The organism is Mesorhizobium newzealandense (assembly GCF_042682145.1).
Lineage (GTDB): Bacteria > Pseudomonadota > Alphaproteobacteria > Rhizobiales > Rhizobiaceae > Mesorhizobium > Mesorhizobium newzealandense.
On the sequence record NZ_JBHUGZ010000028.1, the window covers coordinates 92,177 to 109,847 of the forward strand.

19 protein-coding genes and 1 pseudogene are annotated in these 17,671 nt (G+C 62.9%); 13 read left to right on the forward strand and 7 right to left on the reverse strand.

Going from position 1 to position 17,671, the window contains the following annotated elements; translation table 11 throughout:
* Window positions 1–174 precede the first annotated feature (174 nt).
* Window positions 175–1,014, forward strand: coding sequence for an LOG family protein (locus ACFSOZ_RS32805; RefSeq protein WP_379105041.1), 840 nt, complete (start codon window positions 175–177; stop codon window positions 1,012–1,014).
* A 33-nt stretch (window positions 1,015–1,047) separates the two neighbouring features.
* Here ACFSOZ_RS32805 and ACFSOZ_RS32810 read toward each other — a convergent pair whose 3' ends face one another.
* On the reverse strand, window positions 1,048–1,755 hold the full coding sequence (locus ACFSOZ_RS32810; protein ID WP_379105043.1) for a pyrimidine 5'-nucleotidase: 708 nt from the start codon (window positions 1,753–1,755) through the stop codon (window positions 1,048–1,050).
* Window positions 1,756–1,916: 161 nt separating this feature from the next.
* Here ACFSOZ_RS32810 and ACFSOZ_RS32815 point away from each other — a divergent pair, with 161 nt between their 5' ends.
* The 3 genes from ACFSOZ_RS32815 to ACFSOZ_RS32825 all read left to right on the forward strand — a co-directional run bounded on the left by ACFSOZ_RS32815 (window position 1,917) and on the right by ACFSOZ_RS32825 (window position 4,498).
* A complete protein-coding gene (locus tag ACFSOZ_RS32815) occupies window positions 1,917–2,678 on the forward strand; it encodes a GGDEF domain-containing protein (protein ID WP_379105045.1) in 762 nt (253 codons plus the stop codon).
* 198 nt (window positions 2,679–2,876) lie between these two features.
* Complete coding sequence (locus tag ACFSOZ_RS32820; RefSeq protein WP_379105047.1) at window positions 2,877–3,062, forward strand: hypothetical protein; 186 nt, start codon at window positions 2,877–2,879, stop codon at window positions 3,060–3,062.
* Complete coding sequence (locus ACFSOZ_RS32825) at window positions 3,059–4,498, forward strand: GMC oxidoreductase (RefSeq protein ID WP_379105049.1); 1,440 nt, start codon at window positions 3,059–3,061, stop codon at window positions 4,496–4,498. The genes ACFSOZ_RS32820 and ACFSOZ_RS32825 overlap by 4 nt, the downstream gene beginning before the upstream one ends.
* Window positions 4,499–4,582: 84 nt before the next feature.
* On the opposite strand, the gene ACFSOZ_RS32830 is transcribed toward ACFSOZ_RS32825, so the two are convergent.
* A complete protein-coding gene (locus tag ACFSOZ_RS32830) occupies window positions 4,583–4,750 on the reverse strand; it encodes a hypothetical protein (RefSeq protein ID WP_379105051.1) in 168 nt (55 codons plus the stop codon).
* A 95-nt stretch (window positions 4,751–4,845) separates the two neighbouring features.
* Between ACFSOZ_RS32830 and ACFSOZ_RS32835 the strand changes: the two genes are divergently transcribed.
* Window positions 4,846–5,343 carry a MarR family winged helix-turn-helix transcriptional regulator gene (locus ACFSOZ_RS32835; protein ID WP_379105052.1) on the forward strand — a complete coding sequence of 166 codons (498 nt, stop codon included), beginning with the start codon at window positions 4,846–4,848 and terminating at the stop codon, window positions 5,341–5,343.
* 49 nt (window positions 5,344–5,392) lie between these two features.
* Here the strand turns inward: ACFSOZ_RS32835 and ACFSOZ_RS32840 are convergent, their stop codons facing one another.
* A complete protein-coding gene (locus ACFSOZ_RS32840) occupies window positions 5,393–6,025 on the reverse strand; it encodes a TetR/AcrR family transcriptional regulator (protein ID WP_379105054.1) in 633 nt (210 codons plus the stop codon).
* Window positions 6,026–6,128: 103 nt separating this feature from the next.
* Here ACFSOZ_RS32840 and ACFSOZ_RS32845 point away from each other — a divergent pair, with 103 nt between their 5' ends.
* Window positions 6,129–6,533, forward strand: coding sequence for a VOC family protein (locus tag ACFSOZ_RS32845; protein ID WP_379105056.1), 405 nt, complete (start codon window positions 6,129–6,131; stop codon window positions 6,531–6,533).
* Between the two features lie 109 nt (window positions 6,534–6,642).
* Here the strand turns inward: ACFSOZ_RS32845 and phhA are convergent, their stop codons facing one another.
* Window positions 6,643–7,479 (reverse strand): phenylalanine 4-monooxygenase, encoded by an 837-nt coding sequence (gene phhA, locus ACFSOZ_RS32850; protein WP_379105058.1) that lies wholly within the window; start codon window positions 7,477–7,479, stop codon window positions 6,643–6,645.
* A gap of 138 nt (window positions 7,480–7,617) precedes the next feature.
* Between phhA and ACFSOZ_RS32855 the strand changes: the two genes are divergently transcribed.
* The 3 genes and pseudogenes from ACFSOZ_RS32855 (at window position 7,618) to ACFSOZ_RS32865 (ending at window position 10,404) form a co-directional block, all read left to right on the forward strand.
* Window positions 7,618–8,094 (forward strand): Lrp/AsnC family transcriptional regulator, encoded by a 477-nt coding sequence (locus ACFSOZ_RS32855; protein WP_379105060.1) that lies wholly within the window; start codon window positions 7,618–7,620, stop codon window positions 8,092–8,094.
* Window positions 8,095–8,210: 116 nt separating this feature from the next.
* The gene (gene bchE / locus ACFSOZ_RS32860) at window positions 8,211–9,758 is read left to right on the forward strand and encodes a magnesium-protoporphyrin IX monomethyl ester anaerobic oxidative cyclase (protein WP_379105062.1); all 1,548 of its coding nucleotides are present in this window, start codon (window positions 8,211–8,213) and stop codon (window positions 9,756–9,758) included.
* Window positions 9,759–10,004: 246 nt separating this feature from the next.
* A pseudogene (locus tag ACFSOZ_RS32865) lies at window positions 10,005–10,404 on the forward strand (RidA family protein).
* 31 nt (window positions 10,405–10,435) lie between these two features.
* Here the strand turns inward: ACFSOZ_RS32865 and argB are convergent.
* Together argB and ACFSOZ_RS32875 are read right to left on the reverse strand one after the other, a co-directional pair.
* Complete coding sequence (argB, locus tag ACFSOZ_RS32870) at window positions 10,436–11,329, reverse strand: acetylglutamate kinase (RefSeq protein ID WP_379105064.1); 894 nt, start codon at window positions 11,327–11,329, stop codon at window positions 10,436–10,438.
* Window positions 11,330–11,489: 160 nt separating this feature from the next.
* Window positions 11,490–12,986, reverse strand: a complete 1,497-nt coding sequence (locus ACFSOZ_RS32875) for an amidase (RefSeq protein ID WP_379105065.1) — start codon at window positions 12,984–12,986, stop codon at window positions 11,490–11,492.
* Window positions 12,987–13,189: 203 nt separating this feature from the next.
* Here ACFSOZ_RS32875 and ACFSOZ_RS32880 point away from each other — a divergent pair, with 203 nt between their 5' ends.
* The 4 genes from ACFSOZ_RS32880 (at window position 13,190) to msrB (ending at window position 15,951) form a co-directional block, all read left to right on the forward strand.
* Complete coding sequence (locus ACFSOZ_RS32880; RefSeq protein ID WP_379105067.1) at window positions 13,190–13,729, forward strand: sigma-70 family RNA polymerase sigma factor; 540 nt, start codon at window positions 13,190–13,192, stop codon at window positions 13,727–13,729.
* On the forward strand, window positions 13,726–14,454 hold the full coding sequence (locus tag ACFSOZ_RS32885) for an anti-sigma factor (RefSeq protein ID WP_379105203.1): 729 nt from the start codon (window positions 13,726–13,728) through the stop codon (window positions 14,452–14,454). Before ACFSOZ_RS32880 ends, ACFSOZ_RS32885 begins: the two co-directional genes overlap by 4 nt.
* A gap of 224 nt (window positions 14,455–14,678) precedes the next feature.
* Window positions 14,679–15,236: a fasciclin domain-containing protein gene (locus tag ACFSOZ_RS32890; protein WP_379105069.1), complete on the forward strand. Its 558-nt coding sequence runs from the start codon at window positions 14,679–14,681 to the stop codon at window positions 15,234–15,236.
* Between the two features lie 211 nt (window positions 15,237–15,447).
* Window positions 15,448–15,951: a peptide-methionine (R)-S-oxide reductase MsrB gene (gene msrB, locus ACFSOZ_RS32895; RefSeq protein WP_379105071.1), complete on the forward strand. Its 504-nt coding sequence runs from the start codon at window positions 15,448–15,450 to the stop codon at window positions 15,949–15,951.
* A 118-nt stretch (window positions 15,952–16,069) separates the two neighbouring features.
* On the opposite strand, the gene ACFSOZ_RS32900 is transcribed toward msrB, so the two are convergent.
* Complete coding sequence (locus ACFSOZ_RS32900) at window positions 16,070–17,665, reverse strand: DHA2 family efflux MFS transporter permease subunit (RefSeq protein WP_379105073.1); 1,596 nt, start codon at window positions 17,663–17,665, stop codon at window positions 16,070–16,072.
* Window positions 17,666–17,671 lie beyond the last annotated feature (6 nt).

A 17,671-nucleotide genomic window follows, 5' to 3' on the forward strand; every position in this document is an offset into this window, starting at 1 on the left:
GTCGCGCGGACCCCTGGCAGGCTTTGCCTGCCTGGGTCTTTGCATGTAGCAGGTTCTTGTCGCAAAACCGCCGGACACTTTTGCGGAACCTGCTTATGTTAAGGCTCAATGGGGGTCAATCGCGGCTGCGCCATGGGACGGCGCAACTGAAGAATTTGGACGGGTAAGACAATTATGACTCCTATGGAAAAGGCGGGATGGACCCCGCTGCCGCATTCGGATGAGGATCTGGAGCGGTCGAAGAGCGTGCCGGACACGCCGCAGACGCGTGCCGAGACATACCGGCTGGCCTGGAACGATCCCGAATTCATGACGCGGCGCGAATTGCGCGCGGTCAGGCTGCAGCTCGAACTCTTGAAACCGGAAATGATCCTGGCCGAACGTGGCATCCGTTCAACGGTGATCCTGTTTGGCGGCGCACGCCTGCCGGAGCCCGGCGGCGACGCCTGGGCGGCCAAGAACGAGACGCAGAGGAAGAACCTCGAGGAAAACAGCAAATATTACGAGGAAGCGCGCAAGTTCGCCCGCCTCTGCTCGCAGCAGTCGGCTGCTTCATATTACCGCGAATATGTCGTGGTGACCGGCGGCGGGCCCGGCGTGATGGAAGCCGGAAATCGCGGCGCCGACGACGTCGGCGCGCCGTCGATCGGCCTCAACATCGTCTTGCCGCACGAGCAGGCGCCGAATATCTACGTGACGCCGGAGCTCTGCTTCAACTTCCACTATTTCGCCATCCGCAAGATGCATTTCGTCATGCGCGCCAAGGCGGTCGCGGTGTTTCCCGGCGGCTTCGGCACGATGGACGAATTTTTCGAGACGCTGACCCTGATCCAGACCGGCCGCATGGAGCGCGTGCCGGTGATCCTGTTCGGCAAATCCTTCTGGAAACGGGCGATCGATCTCGATTTCCTCGCCGAACAGGGCACAATCAGCCCCGGCGACCAGGACATCATCGACTTCGTCGACACCGCCGACGAGGCCTGGGGCATCATCAGCCGCTTCTACAATCTGTGAGAGCAGGCAGCGTCCCGCCGAGCACGGACGAACCTAGGCCGTAACCTCGACGATCGCCGTCAGGAAGCTCGCCAGATCGTCGGTGACGAAATCGACATCATCCTCGTTGGCCGGGTCGCGCTCCCAGATCTCGGAGAAGGTCGGTTCGAAATTGTGCGGCACCACGAGCACCGTGGTCATGCCCAGCGACTTCGGCACCGCAAGGTTGCGGGCAAGATCCTCGAACATCACCGCATTGTGGCCGGTGACGGCGTGAAGTTCGGCGAACTTCTCGTAGGTTTGGCGCGCCGGTTTGGGATTGAGCCCGGCGGCGACGATATCGAAGATGTCGTCGAAATGGTCGAGAATGCCGAGCTGGCGCGCGGTGCGTTCGGCGTGCCTGCGGTCGCCGTTGGTGAAGATGAACTTGCGGCCCGGAAGCTGGCGGATGGCGGTGCCGAGAACGGGATCGGGCACCAGCCATGAATAGTCGATGTCATGCACCTTCTCGAGGAAATCGTCGGGATCGATGCCGTGGCGCGTCATCAGCCCGTTCAACGTCGTGCCGTACTCCAGATAGAGCTCCTTCTGCAACTTGCGCGCTTCGTCGCGCGGCAGCGCCAGCAGTTCGCCGACATAGGCGGTCATCTTGACGTCGATCTGCGAGAACAGATTCGAATGATGCGGATAGAGCGTGTTGTCGAGGTCGAACACCCAGTCGGTGACGTGGGCGAAGCGGACGGGATCAGGCAGCGTGGTCATGCGCTCCTTATGGCATGAAACGGACATTCCGAAAGAGACTTTATCCACAACTTCTACGCGTCGAGGGTGGCGGAAATGGCACCACGATTCAAATTTTAGGCATCCGGGAAAGGTGACCTTCAGGGCTTGCTGGCAGAGAGACAGACCTGTGGGAGCCCGCGATGAACAGCATAATTCTGAGATCCGCCGCCGTTGCTTTTGCCTCTGTCGCGGCCTCTCTCCTGCTGACGCTGATCATCGTCCCGGCGATGGGATTTCCGGTCAACCGGACGATCTGGCTGACCTCCACGCTGTGTCCGTTGGTCCTCGCATGGGTCGCCAGCGCAAGCACTTTCTGGCAAAGCGACAGGCTGAAAAGCGCGCATCGCGACCTCGCCCGAGCCCATGCCCAGCTCGCCGCCGCGCATCGACGGCTGGCGGAAAAGGCGAGCCGTGACGACATGACCGGCATGCTCAACCGGGAAAACTTCTTTGCCGCGCTCGAGGGCTCCCGCCGCAAGTCCGATCGCGGCGCATTGCTGATCATCGACGCCGACCACTTCAAGAGGATCAACGACAATTTTGGCCACCTGACCGGCGATGACGCGCTGCTTCTGATCGCCAGTGCGATCGAGCGCGGCGTGCGCAGCGGCGATGTGCTCGGCCGCATCGGCGGCGAGGAGTTCGGCGCCTTCCTGATCGGCGCCACTGACCAGGAGGCCAAGCGCGTCGCCGAGCGCATTCGCCGCGAGGTCGAGCTGATCCGTTTCCGACCCGTCGACGAGCGGACCGTTCCGCTCACTGTCAGCATCGGCGGGACCGTCTGTGGCGAGGATATCAGCGTATCGGACCTGATGCGCGCCGCCGACCGGCATCTCTACCAGGCCAAGCACCGGGGTCGCAATCTGACGATCCTCGATACGGACATTTCCGCGGCGGCGTGATCAGCGGCCGATCCGCTACCCGGCCCGTTAACGAAATTCTAACCCTGTTCGCACTCGGTTGCGCCGTTTACCCGGTTTTCGCTGCTTTGCGGCTAGGCTGGCACGATACTGGCTTCGGCGACGAGGCATGTGCCGTTCCGGGACCTGTCGTTCCGGGAACGCCATGCGCAGCCGAGGCCCCCACCCGAGAGACCAGTCATGAGTTTCTTCATCAAGAAAATATCCCGCCGCACGATCGTGCAGGCGCTGATGGCATTGCCCGCCCTGTCCCTTTTCCGCAATCTGCCTGATGCCGATGCCTCGCATTCCGATCCAACACGGGCCGATCCGAACGAGATCGTCGAGGTCAATGGCTGGATCCTGAAGCGGAGCGATCTGGCATGATCTTCGACAGCTATGAGGCGTTTCGCGCCGCCAACTTCACCGCCAAGGTCTGCATCCTCGGCTCCGGCCCGGCCGGCACCACCATTGCCCGCAAGCTCGGCGCCGCCGGCATTCCGGTCGTGGTGCTGGAGGCCGGCTCCCGTGAATTCAGCGACGAGTCGCAGGATTTCTACCGCGGCACCACGGTGGGCGATTTCTACTTCGATCTCGACGTCACGCGGCTGCGGTTCATGGGTGGCAGTTCGAACCACTGGGCAGGCTGGTGCCGCGTGCTCGACAAGCAGGATTTCGAGCCGAAGGCCTGGGCGCCCGACACGGGCTGGCCGATCCGCCGCACCGACATCGAACCCTATCTGCGGGAAGTGCACGATATCCTCGAACTTCCCAATTTCCAGCCGGATGTACCGGTCTCCGACGACATTCGCTGGGTGCAGCTGATCAAGAGCCCGGCGGTGCGCTTCGGCGAAAAATTCGCCGACGAGCTCGACAAGAGCGGAAACATCGCGGTCGTGCTCAACACCTACGCCACTGAACTTGCCGGCGACGGCAAGCGGGTGACGGGCGCCAGGCTGTGGTCCAACGGGCAGGATGCCGGCTCTTTCAGCGCAGACTATTTCATTGTCTGCACCGGCGGACTGGAGAATTCACGGCTGCTTTTGTGGTCGAACCAGCGCTCGAACGGCGGCGTGGTGCCGAATGCGACAGCGCTTGGCCGCTACTGGATGGAGCATCCGACCTTCGAGGGCGGCAATGCCATCCTGGACGACTATGGCGAGTTCGAGGTCGATGCCGTCAACGAGGCCTTCTTCTCGCCGACGCTTGCCGCCATGGAGCGCCTGCAGATCATGAATTTCGGCATCAGGCTGATCGAGACGCCGTATCCGGGCGTCAAGAGCCTGATCGCCGACCTCGCCTGCACGGCGCCCGACATGGCCGAATGGATGTCCTCCAAGCTCAGCCAGAATCTGCGCTGCGCGGCCCAGCTCTATGTTGCCTGGGAACAGGCGCCGATGGCCTCCAACCAGATCGAACTGTCGAAGACCGATGTCGACCATGCCGGCGTGCCGCGCATCGAACTGCACTGGAAGAAATCGGAACTGGAACGCCGCACCCTTCTCGAAGGGCTGAGGCTGTTCGGCACGACACTGATCGAGAAGAATCTCGGCCGGGTGCGCATTGCCGACTGGATCGCCAATGGCGGCGACTACCCGACCAATGACGAGACGGCGGGCCATCACCATATGGGTGGCACGCGCATGGGCACCGACGTCACCAAGAGTGTTGTCGACGCCAACTGCAAGGTGCACGGCATGGACAATCTCTATGTCGGCGGCTCCTCGGTGTTCTGCACATCGGGCGAATGCAATCCGACAACGACGATCACCGCGCTGGCCTCCCGGCTGGGCGACCATCTGAGCAAGGTGGTCACCGTCTGACGGTTCCATTGCAACGTCTCGGGATGTCGAAGCATCCCGACAGTACCGGCGCCAATGATGGCGCCGGTAGATGCGCGGCATGGCTCAGAAGCCGTAGACGGCGATGCGCACCAGCACCGCGGCAGCGGCCAGCGCCACGAGCAAGATGCCGAGGCCGATGGGGGACCCCCAGCCATACCATTCCATTGCCAGCTTGGCATATTTGAACTCCTCCTCATGCGAGAGGGGCGCCCGCTTTTGAATCAAGCTCATTTTTTCACTCCATGGTGGCGGCTGGCTCTTGCCTTGTCGGCGCTGCAGCCGCATATTGCTGCGATAGTCTAAATGTTATACAGATTGATAGTTAGATGATCGAAAGAAATTCGTCAAGCGGGAATCGTGCCGACACGACGACGGCCATCGGCCTTGCCATCATGCAATGGCAGGACGCGACGCAGGCCTATGACGAAGCGGTGGGGGCGAGGCTCGGGCTCAATACGGCGGAGCGGCATTGCCTGGGACTGCTGTATGGCGGCCCGCAATCGGCCGGCGCGATCGCTACGGCGACAGGGCTGACGCCAGCGGCGGTGACCGCCTTGATCGACCGGCTGGAGGCGCGCGGCCTGCTGACGCGCACGCGCAGTCTCGAGGACAGGCGCAAGGTGGTGATAGAGGCGACCGAGGCGACGCGGGAGCTGTCGGCGCGCTATTACGGCACTATTGCGCGGGAAGGCGAAAAGGTCATCGCGACCTTCAGCGACGCCGAGCTCGCCACCATATCGCGCTTCGTCAACGCGGCCCTCGACCTGCAGCGCGACCAGTTGGCGCGGCTGAAGGCCGAGGGGTCGGACAACCCTGGGCGATAGGGGTGCGATGTGTTGGCGGCGTTACTGCGAATGTCGGCAGGCAACGGGACTATTTCGGCTGGACCCCATAGGCGACAAGAAACGCCCCCACTGAGGCATCCGCGTGCCGTTCCAGTTCGGCCTTGGAGCGCCGGTTGCTTCCCGTGAACATGGCTTCGTTCATGGGGATCCAAAGAAGCATCCCAAAAAAGTGGCTGGCTGCCAGATAGGGATCACTGGTTTGTATCAGCCCTCGACTGGTGAGCTTTTGAAAGCAGGAAGCCATTGAGCCAAGCATGCGCTCGAAGCCCTTTTCGTACCAACTGCGGCCAAGCTGCGGCATTCGATCCGCATTGGCGATGATCAAGCGCCGCAGCTTCAACAACTCTTCATCCATGAGCGTCGTTATCAAACATCGAGCGAGCTGCTGCAGGCCACCTTCCATGAATTTCGCCTCGGAAAGCAGCGTCGTCACGGACTCGATGACATCGTTGGCCTGGGTAGCGGTTGCAAGAACGACTTCGCCGAACAGCGTCTCCTTGTCGGTGAAATGCTTGTAAACGGTCTGCTTGGAGGCCCCCGCCCTGGTGGCGATTTCCTCCATGCTGGTCCCGTCATATCCCTTGCCGATGAACGCCGCCGTGGCCGCCTGGATGATTTCACGATCCTTGCGTGCCGATCTCGTCTCACCGTCGATTTTCATGGCGACCTCCTGACCAGTACTAGACGGTACCGTTCCCGCATGATAGTCGTGAAAACGGTACTGGACTGACTAGTACCTGTCAACGAAGGCAAGGCTTAGACCGATGACCAAGATGATCTTCATAAATCTGCCGGTGCGCGATCTTCAGACCGCGACCAAGTTTTATCTCGCGATCGGCGGCACACTAAATCCGCAGTTCTCGAACGACCAGGCCAGTTCGATCATGTTCTCCGACTCGATTGGGGTGATGCTGCTGACGCACCAGCACTATGGCCAGTTCACAACGCGTCAGATCGGCGACGCCAGGCGTGACAGCCAGATGCTGATCGCACTCACCGCCGGCAGCAAGGACGAGGTCAATGCCACAATCGAGAAGGGCGTGGCGGCATGCGGCCGGGCCGATCCCAACCCTGCGCAGGACCTCGGCTTCATGTTCAACCGCCACATCGAGGACCCCGACGGCAACGTCTGGGAGTTCCTGTGGATGAACCCTGCCGCCATGCAATAGCCCAGGGGGATCAAAGCGTCCAAAGCGCGTCGCGTCGACACGGATTCATGCGACGCGCTTTGTGTTTCATGCATGTCGTTCCGGGCGGAAACAATTCTCCTGGAATTGTTTAGACCGTCGCCGGGTCGAGTGCCTGCTGGCCCTTGCGGCGCGCGACGATCGCCTCGAAATCGGCAGCCTGGAAAGCATCGCGCAAGGCGTCGAAGGACGGCAGCACGAAGTAGGCGCGCTGGAACTTGTCGATCTCGTAACCGGTGCGCATCACCGTTTCGAGGTCGAAGGGCACGTGGTGGGCGTCCTTGCCGTCGACGGCGAACTGCAACTCTGTAAACGACGACATCAGGCCGGCGCCAAAGGCTTTCAGCTTCTGGCCGCTCTCCTGCATCAAGCCATATTCGGCCGTGTACCAGTAGAGCCGGGTGATCATCTCGTCGCCGCCCAGTGCGATGATGTCGCCGGCCTTCTCGCCGTACATCTGCATGAAGTCGGCGAACACCTGTTGCGACAGCACCGGCACGTGACCGAAGAAATCATGGAACATGTCCGGCTCGACGATGTAGTCGAGTTCCTGCCTGGTCCGCAGCCAGTTGGTGACCGGGAAGCGGCGGTTGGCGAGATGATCGAAGAACGGTGCCGCGGGAATGAGACCCGGCACGGCGACGATCTCCCAGCCGGTCAGCTTGCGCAGCTTGACGCTGACGTCGTCGAAGTCGGGGATGCGGTCGAGCAGGCAGAGCTTCTCGACGCCGTCGAGATAGGAGTGGTGGGCGAGCTTGCGCGTCAGTTTGGTCTGGCGGTCGCACAGCGTGCGCCACACCGCCTGTTCCTCGGCGCTGTAATTGTAACCCTGCGAGACGGTGAAATCGGCACGGCAGACCGAATAGTCGCCGCGCAACCCTTGTGCAGCGCAGTCGCGGGCGTATTCGGCAACGCTCATCGTCGTCATGGTTTTTCTCCTCGCAAATCATGAATGGCGAATGTCCGAAATCCTAACCGGATTTTCCGAGGCAAATCGGTTTCGATGATGGCCGGAACACGATATTTGAGATAAGATTCACTCGAGAACCGCACCAGAGGAGTGAAAATGCCTCAGTTCGATGATTTCGAGATCAAGATGCTCGATGTCCTGCAACGCGACGGGCGCAAGCCGGTGTCCGAGCTGGCACAAGAGATCGGCCTGTCGACGACACCGTGCGCGCGGCGGTTCGAAGCGCTGCAGGAGGCCGGCATCATCAAGGGCTTTGCCGCGGTGATCAGCCGGCGGGCGGTCGGCCTAATGGTCGAGGTGTTCATCCAGATTCGCCTCGTCAGCCACAGCGACGGCTCGCCCGAAAGTTTCATTGCCGCCGTGCAGCGCATGGACGAGGTGTCTTCATGCTGGACGATGACCGGCGACCACGATTTCCTGCTGCATGTCATGGTGCCGTCGGTCGACGAGCTCAACGCCTTCGTCATGCACCGGCTGATGCGGCTCGACGGCGTGCGTGACGTCCACACCCAGTTGGTGTTGCAGAACATCAAGGGCCCCGGCCACGTGCCGCTCGGCCACCTCAGGCGGTGATTGCGCTCGCCCACGGCATTCCTGCGGAAAAGCTGCACGCAAACTGCTGAAGCGGGCCAAGCGCGTGTCCATATCGCCGGCCAGCATCCGCGGACCAACCATCCCAGGGGTCCGCCATGAAAATCGTCCTGATCAATCCACCGCACACCGCCATCGGCAGCCGCGTGCCGGACGATCACCTGCCGCCACTTGGCCTGTTGGCGCTGGGCGGGCCGCTGATCGATGCCGGCCATGAGGTGCGGCTCGTCGACGCCGAATTCGGGCCGATGCCACTCGACATGGTGGTGCGCAACGCACTCGACGATGGCCCCGATTTCGTCCTGATCGGCCATTCCGGCTCGACCTCGGCGCACCCGACCGCCTTGCTGATCGCGCGCATGATCAAGCAGCGCGAGCTGGCGACCATCGTCATCTACGGCGGCGTGTTCCCGACCTATCACTGGCGCGACATCCTCGCCGCAACGGACGCCTTCGACTTCATCGTTCGCGGCGAGGGCGAGGCGACCGTCGTGGCTCTGGTCGAGGCGTTGGAAATGCACCAGCCGCCGGCGAGCGTGGCCGGCATCGCCTTTCGCGACGATCTGCGCCGCCCCTTCGCCACGCAGCCGGCGATGACCATCGCCGATCTCGACGCCTACCGCGTCGGCTGGGAGCTGATCGACCACGGGCGCTATAGCTATTGGGGCGGCAAGCGTGCCGTGGTCATGCAGTTTTCGCGCGGCTGCCCGCATCTGTGCAACTATTGCGGCCAGCGTGGCTTCTGGACGCGCTGGCGGCATCGCGATCCGGTGAAATTCGCCAGGGAGATCGCCTGGCTGCACCGCGAGCACGGCGTCGAGCTGATCAACCTCGCCGACGAGAACCCGACGGTTTCGAAAAAAGCCTGGCGCGCCTTTCTCGACGCCATGATCGCCGAGAACGTGCCGGTGCTGATCGTCGGCTCGACCCGCGCCGACGACATCGTGCGCGATGCCGACATCCTGCATCTCTACCGCAAGGCGGGCGTCATTCGCTGGCTGCTCGGCATGGAAAACACCGACGAACAGACGCTGCAACTGATCCGCAAGGGCGGCAGCACCTCATCCGACCGCGAAGCGATCCGGCTGTTGCGCCTCAACGGCATCCTGTCGATGGCGACCTGGGTGGCCGGCTTCGAGGACGAAGGTTTTCGCGACCTGTGGCGCGGCTTTCGCCAGCTCATCGCCTACGACCCGGACCAGATCCAGGCGCTGTATGTAACGCCGCATCGCTGGACACCGTTCTTCAGGATCGCGCGGGATCGCAAGGTGATCCAGAAAGATGCCCGACTGTGGGATTACAAGCACCAGGTGCTGCAGATGACGCGGCTGAAGCCGTGGATGCTGTTCTTCAGCGTCAAGCTGATCGAACTCGCGGTGCAGTCGCGGCCGAAGGCGCTGGCCCGCATCCTGTTCCACAAGGACCCCGAGCAGCGGCATTCGATGCGCTGGTACACGCAAATGGGCCGCCGCGTCTGGTTCCGCGAGGTCTGGGGTTTTCTGGTCCGCGACGGCCGGGTGAAAGACGGCCCGACGCTTGCCGAGTTCTGGGGCGCGCCGCAGGACGCCGAGGAGGAATCGATGACCGTTCGACGCCCGGCACGCAAGCTGGCTTTGCCCGGGATCCCGATCTCGCCGAATGCCTGACCGCTCGAATGAGCTTGGCCCGCGGCCAATGTCATCTCTTGAAAATAATACGTCGCGTATGCGTATTGACATACGCAGCGTATGCACCCACATCCCGCATACGGGGCGTATGTCAATAGCCGTCCCGGACAGTGGAGCGCAGCGATCCAAGACCCTGAAGCCTTGCGAACGGCTTTCGCCTTCCCGGCGAAGTCATTTCGCAATCGTCGGGCGGTCTGGCCTGCCTTGTCTAGATGGAGTGAGACTATGACCAAACGCGACGCGATCTTCTCTGCCGGCCGGCCGGCCCTCTATGAGATCAACCGCTATTCGGCGGCGATCCGCTCGGGCGACTTTCTGTTCGTCTCGGGCCAAGGTCGGCAGCCGCGAGGACGGGGCGGCCGAGCCGGTCTTTGAAAAGCAGGTCCAGCTTGCCTTCGACAATCTCGCGGCCGTGCTGAACGCCGCCGGCTGCACGTTCGACGACATCGTCGACGTGACCACGTTCCACACCGATCCGGCCACGCAATGGCCGGCGATTGACGCCGTTCGACTGAAGGCGTTCGGCGAGCCGCCCTATACGAACTGGACCGCGGTGGGCGTGAACTGGCTGGCGGGATTCGACTTCGAGATCAAGGTCATCGCGCGCGTTCCCCAATCCGCCTGATAGATTGGCAGCAAGCTGCCAAGGGTGTCGTTCAGGGCACGATCAGCGTGCCGGCGCCGTGCTCGGTGAACAGCTCAAGCAGCACCGAATGCGGCGTCTTGCCGTTGAGGATGACGACGCCTTCGACGCCGCGCTCGATCGCTTCGATACAGGTCTCGACCTTTGGGATCATGCCGCCGGAGACCGTGCCATCCCTGATCAGCGCCTTGGCCTCGGCCACCGTCAGTTCGTCGATCAGCTTCTTGTTCTTGTCGAGCACACCGGGCACGTCGGTCAGGAACAGCAGGCGTGTCGCCTGGCAGGCGCCAGCAATGGCGCCGGCGAAAGTGTCGGCGTTGATGTTGTAGGTGTGGCCGTCGCGGCCGGGCGCCACGGGCGCCAGCACCGGGATCATTTCGGAACGCGCCAGAAGGTCGAGCAAGGTGCGGTCGACCTCGACCGGCTCGCCGACGAAGCCGAGATCGAGCACGCGCTCGATGTTGGAGTCCGGATCGATCATCGTCTTGCGGGCCTTTTCGGCGAAGACCATGTTGCCGTCCTTGCCGCACAGGCCGATCGCCCATTCGCCCTCGGCATTGATCAGCGCCACGATCTCCTTGTTGATCGAACCGGCCAGCACCATCTCGACGATCTCGACCGTCTTCTGGTCGGTGACGCGCAGGCCGCCCTCGAACTTCGATTCGATGCCCATCTTGGCCAGCATGGCGCCGATCTGCGGGCCGCCGCCATGAACGACGATCGGATTGACACCGGATTGCTTCAGGAGTGCGATGTCGCGGGCGAAAGCCTTGCCGAGCTCGATATTGCCCATGGCGTGACCGCCATATTTCACCACGACGGTCTTGTTCTCGTAGCGCTGCATGTAGGGCAGCGCCCGCGAAAGCAGGGCGGCCTGCATTTCGGCGGTGGCGGTTATCTCCGTCATCGGCTTGGTTCCTGGCTTTTGGTTATGCATGTCGTTGTCCCAAAACCGCTGGACACTTTTGGGCGACATGCACTTGGAAAGGACGGCGGCGTCTTAGCGGGAATTGGCGCCAGCCGCAAATGGCTTTGCTGTCATATTCGAGCGCCTCACGACCTCGTCATCATGACGGCACCCTCAGCGGCGCCCTGCGGCCCAGCCAACCCGAGATCTTCTCCATCTGCGCGGCAAGCGACAACAGCGTCTCCTCGTCGCCCGGACGGCCCGCCGCCTGGATGCCGAGCGGCAGCCCGGCGTCGGTGACATGGACGGGCAATACGATCGACGGCTGGCCGCTGACATTCTGGATCGCCGGCCAATGGGTGAACCAGAGGCTCTTGTCCATCATCTGGCCGAACAATGGCTTCAGCTTCAGCAGGGCGCTGAGATGAAGCTTGTCGAGCAGGTTTTCGATGAGTTCGTCGGCGCCTTTCGGGTCCATGGCGCCGCAGGCGAGTGGCGGGTGGGCAATGATCGGCATCAGCACGGCATCATACTGTGCGGTCTCCGCGATCAGCTGTCTCGAGGTCGCATGCAGCCGCTGCAGGCCGGCATAGGTCTCGCCGGCCGACAGATGTTCGCCGAAGCGGGCGACGACCCGCGTCGCCCGCTCGATGTCGCCCAAAACCGAACGGCCGACACGCAGCGCTTCGGCCCGCATCGTGCCGGCGACGGCCGAGGCCACGCTGCCGGCAAAATCGGCCAGGAAATCGCGCCCGATAAAGGGCAGGTCGATGTCCTCGACGGTATGGCCGCCCTCGCGGGCGAGCGCCACCGCGGTGTCGAGCGCAACAAGCGTCTCGGCCGAGACCGGCAGGCTGAGCGGCGATTTGCGGTACACGGCCAGCCTGAGCTTGCCGGGATCGCGTGCGGCAGCAGCGGTGAAGCTGCCCTTCGGCGGCAGCGCCGCATAGGGCGACAAAAAGTCGGGTCCGTGGGTGAGGTCAAGCAGCAGCGCGCAATCGCGCACCGAGCGGGTGAGCGCATGGTCGACCACCATGCCGTACCAGCTCTCGCTCACCAACGGCGTCAGCGGTATGCGGCCGCGCGACGTCTTGAGGCCGACAAGTCCCGTGCAGGCGGCAGGCACGCGGATCGAGCCGCCGCCATCGGAGGCATGCGCCACCGGCACGACGCCGGCAGCGACCAGCGCCGCCGCACCGCCGGACGAGCCGCCGCTGGTATGGCCGGTGTTCCAGGGATTGCGGGTGATGCCGAAGGCCTTGGATTCGGTCATCAGCCGCAGCCCGTGTTCCGGCGACGTCGAGGTGACGATCGGGATGAGCCCGGCGGCGAGATAGCGGTCGGTCAGCACCGAATTGACATCGGCCAGCCATGCCGGAATTCGGCTGCCGCCATGCGTCGGCACACCCTTGATGGCGATGCCGAGGTCCTTGATGGCGAAGGGAATGCCGGCCAGCGGCAGCGAGCGGTCGACAGTCTTTGCCCGGGCCCGCGCGGCATCATAGAGCGGCTCGGCGGTGGCGTTGATGTCGGGATGGGTGGCCTCGGCACGGGCGATCGCCGCTTCGGTCAGTTCGACCGGCGAAACCTCGCCCTTGCGGACCAGATCGGCGAGGCCGGTTGCGTCTTGCGCCCACAATGTATGTTCAACCGACATGCGCATTCCCCCGTCGCTAAAGGCAAGCTAGAGCATGATCCCGAAAAGTGGAAACCGGTTTATGCTCAAATGAACAGCTGGAGCCAGTGGCGATTTCATTGGCAATCGACCGACACGCCCGGGCGACCCGAAGCAGGGAACTTTAGCTGCACAAGAATGTTTCCGTCGTTGCAAATACATCGCAATTGCCTAATTTGGCTCGCATGACGCCGCAGGACATCACCAAGCTGATCGTCCGGACTTCGATGAAGGATCGGGCTGCGTTCGATCTGCTCTACAGGCAGACCAGCGCGAAACTTTTCGGCGTCTGCCTTCGTGTATTGAATGATCGGGGAGATGCGGAAGAAGCGCTGCAGGAAGTCTTCGTCAAGATATGGACGAAGGCGGACCGTTTTGCCGTCTCAGATCTAAGCCCGATTTCCTGGCTGGTGGCCATCGCGCGCAACCATGCGATCGATCGCATAAGAGCGCGGCGCAAGCCCGCCGTCGATATCGATGCCGCGCTCGACGTGGCCGATCCGGCGCCAGGGCCCGAGGCGATGGTGGTGGCGGGTGATGAATCCGAACGCATCCATCATTGTCTCGATGAGCTGGAAAAGGACCGGGCGGCGGCCGTTCGGGGCGCCTATCTCAAGGGCGAGAGCTATGCCGAACTGGCGGAGCGCCATGGCGTGCCGTTGAACACGATGCGTACCTGGCTGCGCCGCAGCCTGTTGAAACTCAGAGAATGTCTGGAAAGATGACGCTGGCGGAAGACAACGGACCGGAACGTGGAGGCGACGACCTGCTCGCCGCCGAATACGTTCTCGGCGTGCTGCCGGCGGATGAGCGGCAGATCGCGTCCAGGCGCATCGATGCGGAGACTGGGTTCGCCCGTCTTGTCGACGACTGGGAGGTCTCTTTCTCGCCGCTCGCCGCCGCCTACCTGGAAATCGAGCCGCCAGCTTCGGTCAAGGCAGCGATCGATCGCCGCCTGTTCGCGTCCACCGCGACTGTCGCCACGCCCGCTGAATCGCGCGGCGGGGTGTGGTCCAGCCTGGCCTTCTGGCGTGGCCTCGCCGCAGCGGCGGTCGCCGCGCTGGCGATCTACGTCGCCGTGCCCATCCTCAACCCGCCGGTCGAGCAGCCACAGGCGCGCCTCGTCGCCTCGCTGGCGGCCGAGGGCAGCGATGTCAAATATCTCGCCGTCTACGATGCCGCGCATCACGAGGTCGGCCTGTCGCATGTCTCCGGCGAGCGCGCCGCCGGTAAGGACTTCGAGCTGTGGATGATCGAGGGCAAGAACCCGCCGGTCTCGATGGGCGTCATTCCTGCCGGCGCGACGGCGCATATTGTCGTCTCGCCGGCAGCCCAGCAGAAGCTCGCCCAGGGTGCGGTGCTCGCCGTCAGCCTCGAGCCGGCCGGCGGTTCGCCAACCGGACAGCCGACCGGACCGGTGGTCGCGGCTGGCGATCTGAAGAGCATCTGACCGGCTTTCCCGTCGGCAGCACTAGACAGAAGACCAGCAGTCTATCTTCCTCCGCGCATGTCTAATCGGGACCTTCGAGCCGGCAAACCGCTTCGCGCTAAAATCTCCCTTGCGGGGCAAGTAAAATTAAAAAATCCAGATATTTCTGAAACTCTCGCATTTGTGTCCCGTATCTCCTCGCGTCCCCAAAGATGGGAAGAGAAAAACCCGAGGAGTTTGACATCATGCGTAAATACGCCACCCTTTTGCTTGCCAGTGCTATCGCTGTTTCCGCTCTTGCCACCGCGGCCTATGCCGAAAACCCGACGGTTGGCGGCGCCGCCATGTATGCCAACAAGAACATCGTCGAGAATGCTGTGAACTCGAAGGACCACACGACGCTGGTCGCCGCGGTCAAGGCGGCCGGCCTTGTCGAAACCCTGCAGGGCGCCGGGCCGTTCACGGTGTTCGCGCCGACCAACGACGCCTTTGCAGCACTTCCGGCCGGCACGGTCGAAACCCTGCTCAAGCCCGAGAACAAGGACAAGCTCACCAAGATCCTGACCTGCCATGTCATCGGCGCCAAGGCGATGGGGGCGGACGTGGCCGCGATGGCCAAGGCTGATGGCGGCGCCCACAAGGTCAAGACCGTTGGCGGCTGCGAGCTGTCGCTGAAGGCCGACGGCGGCAAGGTGACCGTGACCGACGAGAATGGCAATGTCGCCAATGTGACGATCGCCGATGTCGAACAGTCCAATGGCGTCATCCACGTCATCGACAAGGTTCTTTTGCCGAAGATGTAACAAGGGGCTTGCTGCCGACGAAATTGCAGCAAGGGCTCTCTGTCGATTGCATGGTCTCGCTCCCGTGATCCGCAACCGACCCGCGCACTCCGCACCGCCCACATCCAGATGTGGACCGGCGCGGAGTGTTCGTGTGAGGGCCACCGTCACCGGCTTTTTGATTTCCGCGTGGCGGTATAGTTTGGCACACAGACAACAGGAGGAACTGGTCATGAACCGTCGCGACTTACTTTTGAGCGGTGTCGCCGCCATCGGTGTCGTCGGGGCCGCGGCCACGATGTTGCGCATGGGCAGTCCGCAGGCAGCGCTGGCCGCCGAAAAATTCGAGGTCACCAAGACCGACGCCGAGTGGAAAGCCATCCTGTCGCCGGCCGCCTTTGACGTGCTGCGCAAGGAAGGCACGGAGTATCCCGGCACCAGCCCGCTGCTCAACGAACACCGCAAGGGCATCTTTGCCTGTGCCGGCTGCGACCTTCCAGTCTACCCGTCCGAGACGAAGTTCGATTCCGGCACCGGCTGGCCGAGTTTCTGGCAAGAGATCGCCAATGGCATCGGCAAGACCGTGGACAGGTCGCTCGGCATGACCCGCACCGAGGTGCATTGCCGCCGTTGCGGCGGCCATCTCGGCCATGTCTTCGACGACGGCCCGGCGCCGACCGGCCTGCGACACTGCATCAACGGCGTGGCGCTGACCTTCAAGCCCGCCACGGCCTGACAACACCCATCAGCATGACGAAAAACTCCGGGCTTGCGGCCCGGAGTTTTTTGCGTGGTCAGACATTTTCGGGCGTGGACTGGAGGAGCTTCCCGAAACGGATGTCCACGTTTTGATATCAGTGGCCGCCACCACCGCCGCCACCGACCGCTGCCGGCCTGCGGATCAGCATGGTAAACAGGCCGAGCGTCGCGAACAGCACCGTCAGCAGATAGAACACGTCCATGAAGGACAGCAGCGCGGCCTGCTGCTGCACCATGCCCGACAGCTTGGAGATCGCAGCACTTGTCGCGTCGAGGCCGGCGGTCTGCTCGAAATCGAGCGTCATGTTCTGCAGCTTGGTCTGCGCAGCGGCACTGCCCCACTGCACGTGCTCGGAGAGCCTTGCGTAGTGGAACGCATTGCGGTCGATCAGCACGGTGTTGATGATCGCCAGGCCGACCGCGCCGCCGAGGTTGCGGGTGAGATTGAACAGGCCTGACGCATTCTTCAGCCGGTCGGGCGGCAAGGTGCCGAGCGCGATGTTGTTGATCGGCACCATGCACAGCATCATCGAACAGCCGCGCAGGATCTGCGGGATAAGCAGCTCATAAAAATCCCAGTCGGCGGTCAGATGCGTCATCCACCATGTTCCGGTGGCGAAGCCAAAGAAGCCGATCATCATCATCAGGCGTGGGTCCATCTTGCTCGACAGGATGCCCGAGATCGGTGCGGTGACGAACATCGCCAGTCCGCTGACGAACAGCGCCTCGCCGATCATCATCGAATCGTAGCCGCGGATGCGCCCGAGGAACACCGGGTAGAGATAGGTCAGGCCATAGAGCCCGATGCCGATGACGAAGGAAAACAGCGAGCCGAAGGCGAAGTTGACGTTGCTGAACGCCTTCAGGTCGACGATCGGCTCCTCGGCGGTGAACACCCGCCAGAAGAAGACCACCGCGCCGACGGTCATGACGATGGCGCAGATGAACACGCCCTGATCCTGCAGCCAGTCATTGTTCGGGCCTTCCTCGAGCACATATTCCATGCAGCCCAGGAAGGCCGCCATGCCGGCGAGACCCCACCAGTCGAACTTGCTGAACAGCTTGAGATTGGGCTTGTCGAAGTCGATCAGCGTCCAGGCCGCCGTCGTCACCAGGATGCCGGGCACGACATTGATGAGGAACAGCCAATGCCAGGACATGGCATGGCTGATATAGCCGCCGACGGTCGGGCCGATGGTCGGCGCCAGTGTCGCCACCAGGCCGATCATCGGCGAGACGACGGCGCGGCGCGACGGCGGGAAAATGGTGAAGGCAGCGGCAAAGACGCTCGGGATCATGCCACCGCCGATGAAGCCCTGGACGGCACGGTAGACGATCATCTGGTCGATGTTGGTGGCAGTCGCTGCCAGCGCGCTGGCAGCGGTGAAGCCGGCCGCCGAGACCGTGAACAGCACGCGTGTCGACAGCATCCGGCTGAGGAAACCCGACAGCGGGATCATCACCACCTCGGCGATCAGATAGGCGGTCTGCACCCACGGGATCTCGTCGGAGCTGGCGCTCAGGCCGGCCTGGATCTCGGCCAGCGAGGCCGAGACGATCTGGATGTCGAGGATGGCCATGAACATGCCGAACACCATCGCCAGGAAGGCGATGACGCGCCGCGTCGAGATGGTGTCCGGCACAGCCGGCCTCGCCGGCGGCGCTCCTGCTGTCAGGGTTGCGGTGGCCATGGCATT

Excerpts from the sequence above, each read along its gene's own strand:
- ACFSOZ_RS32805 (WP_379105041.1), top strand. The coding sequence starts at position 175 with ATGACTCCTATGGAAAAGGCGGGATGGACCCCGCTGCCGCATTCGGAT.
- ACFSOZ_RS32885 (WP_379105203.1), top strand. The coding sequence starts at position 13,726 with ATGACGCTGGCGGAAGACAACGGACCGGAACGTGGAGGCGACGACCTG.
- ACFSOZ_RS32820 (WP_379105047.1), top strand. The coding sequence starts at position 2,877 with ATGAGTTTCTTCATCAAGAAAATATCCCGCCGCACGATCGTGCAGGCG.
- ACFSOZ_RS32875 (WP_379105065.1), bottom strand. The coding sequence starts at position 12,986 with ATGTCGGTTGAACATACATTGTGGGCGCAAGACGCAACCGGCCTCGCC.
- ACFSOZ_RS32880 (WP_379105067.1), top strand. The coding sequence starts at position 13,190 with ATGACGCCGCAGGACATCACCAAGCTGATCGTCCGGACTTCGATGAAG.
- ACFSOZ_RS32890 (WP_379105069.1), top strand. The coding sequence starts at position 14,679 with ATGCGTAAATACGCCACCCTTTTGCTTGCCAGTGCTATCGCTGTTTCC.
- phhA (WP_379105058.1), bottom strand. The coding sequence starts at position 7,479 with ATGACGACGATGAGCGTTGCCGAATACGCCCGCGACTGCGCTGCACAA.
- ACFSOZ_RS32825 (WP_379105049.1), top strand. The coding sequence starts at position 3,059 with ATGATCTTCGACAGCTATGAGGCGTTTCGCGCCGCCAACTTCACCGCC.
- ACFSOZ_RS32815 (WP_379105045.1), top strand. The coding sequence starts at position 1,917 with ATGAACAGCATAATTCTGAGATCCGCCGCCGTTGCTTTTGCCTCTGTC.
- argB (WP_379105064.1), bottom strand. The coding sequence starts at position 11,329 with ATGACGGAGATAACCGCCACCGCCGAAATGCAGGCCGCCCTGCTTTCG.
- ACFSOZ_RS32830 (WP_379105051.1), bottom strand. The coding sequence starts at position 4,750 with ATGAGCTTGATTCAAAAGCGGGCGCCCCTCTCGCATGAGGAGGAGTTC.
- bchE (WP_379105062.1), top strand. The coding sequence starts at position 8,211 with ATGAAAATCGTCCTGATCAATCCACCGCACACCGCCATCGGCAGCCGC.
- ACFSOZ_RS32835 (WP_379105052.1), top strand. The coding sequence starts at position 4,846 with ATGATCGAAAGAAATTCGTCAAGCGGGAATCGTGCCGACACGACGACG.
- ACFSOZ_RS32810 (WP_379105043.1), bottom strand. The coding sequence starts at position 1,755 with ATGACCACGCTGCCTGATCCCGTCCGCTTCGCCCACGTCACCGACTGG.
- ACFSOZ_RS32900 (WP_379105073.1), bottom strand. The coding sequence starts at position 17,665 with ATGGCCACCGCAACCCTGACAGCAGGAGCGCCGCCGGCGAGGCCGGCT.
- ACFSOZ_RS32840 (WP_379105054.1), bottom strand. The coding sequence starts at position 6,025 with ATGAAAATCGACGGTGAGACGAGATCGGCACGCAAGGATCGTGAAATC.
- msrB (WP_379105071.1), top strand. The coding sequence starts at position 15,448 with ATGAACCGTCGCGACTTACTTTTGAGCGGTGTCGCCGCCATCGGTGTC.
- ACFSOZ_RS32845 (WP_379105056.1), top strand. The coding sequence starts at position 6,129 with ATGACCAAGATGATCTTCATAAATCTGCCGGTGCGCGATCTTCAGACC.
- ACFSOZ_RS32855 (WP_379105060.1), top strand. The coding sequence starts at position 7,618 with ATGCCTCAGTTCGATGATTTCGAGATCAAGATGCTCGATGTCCTGCAA.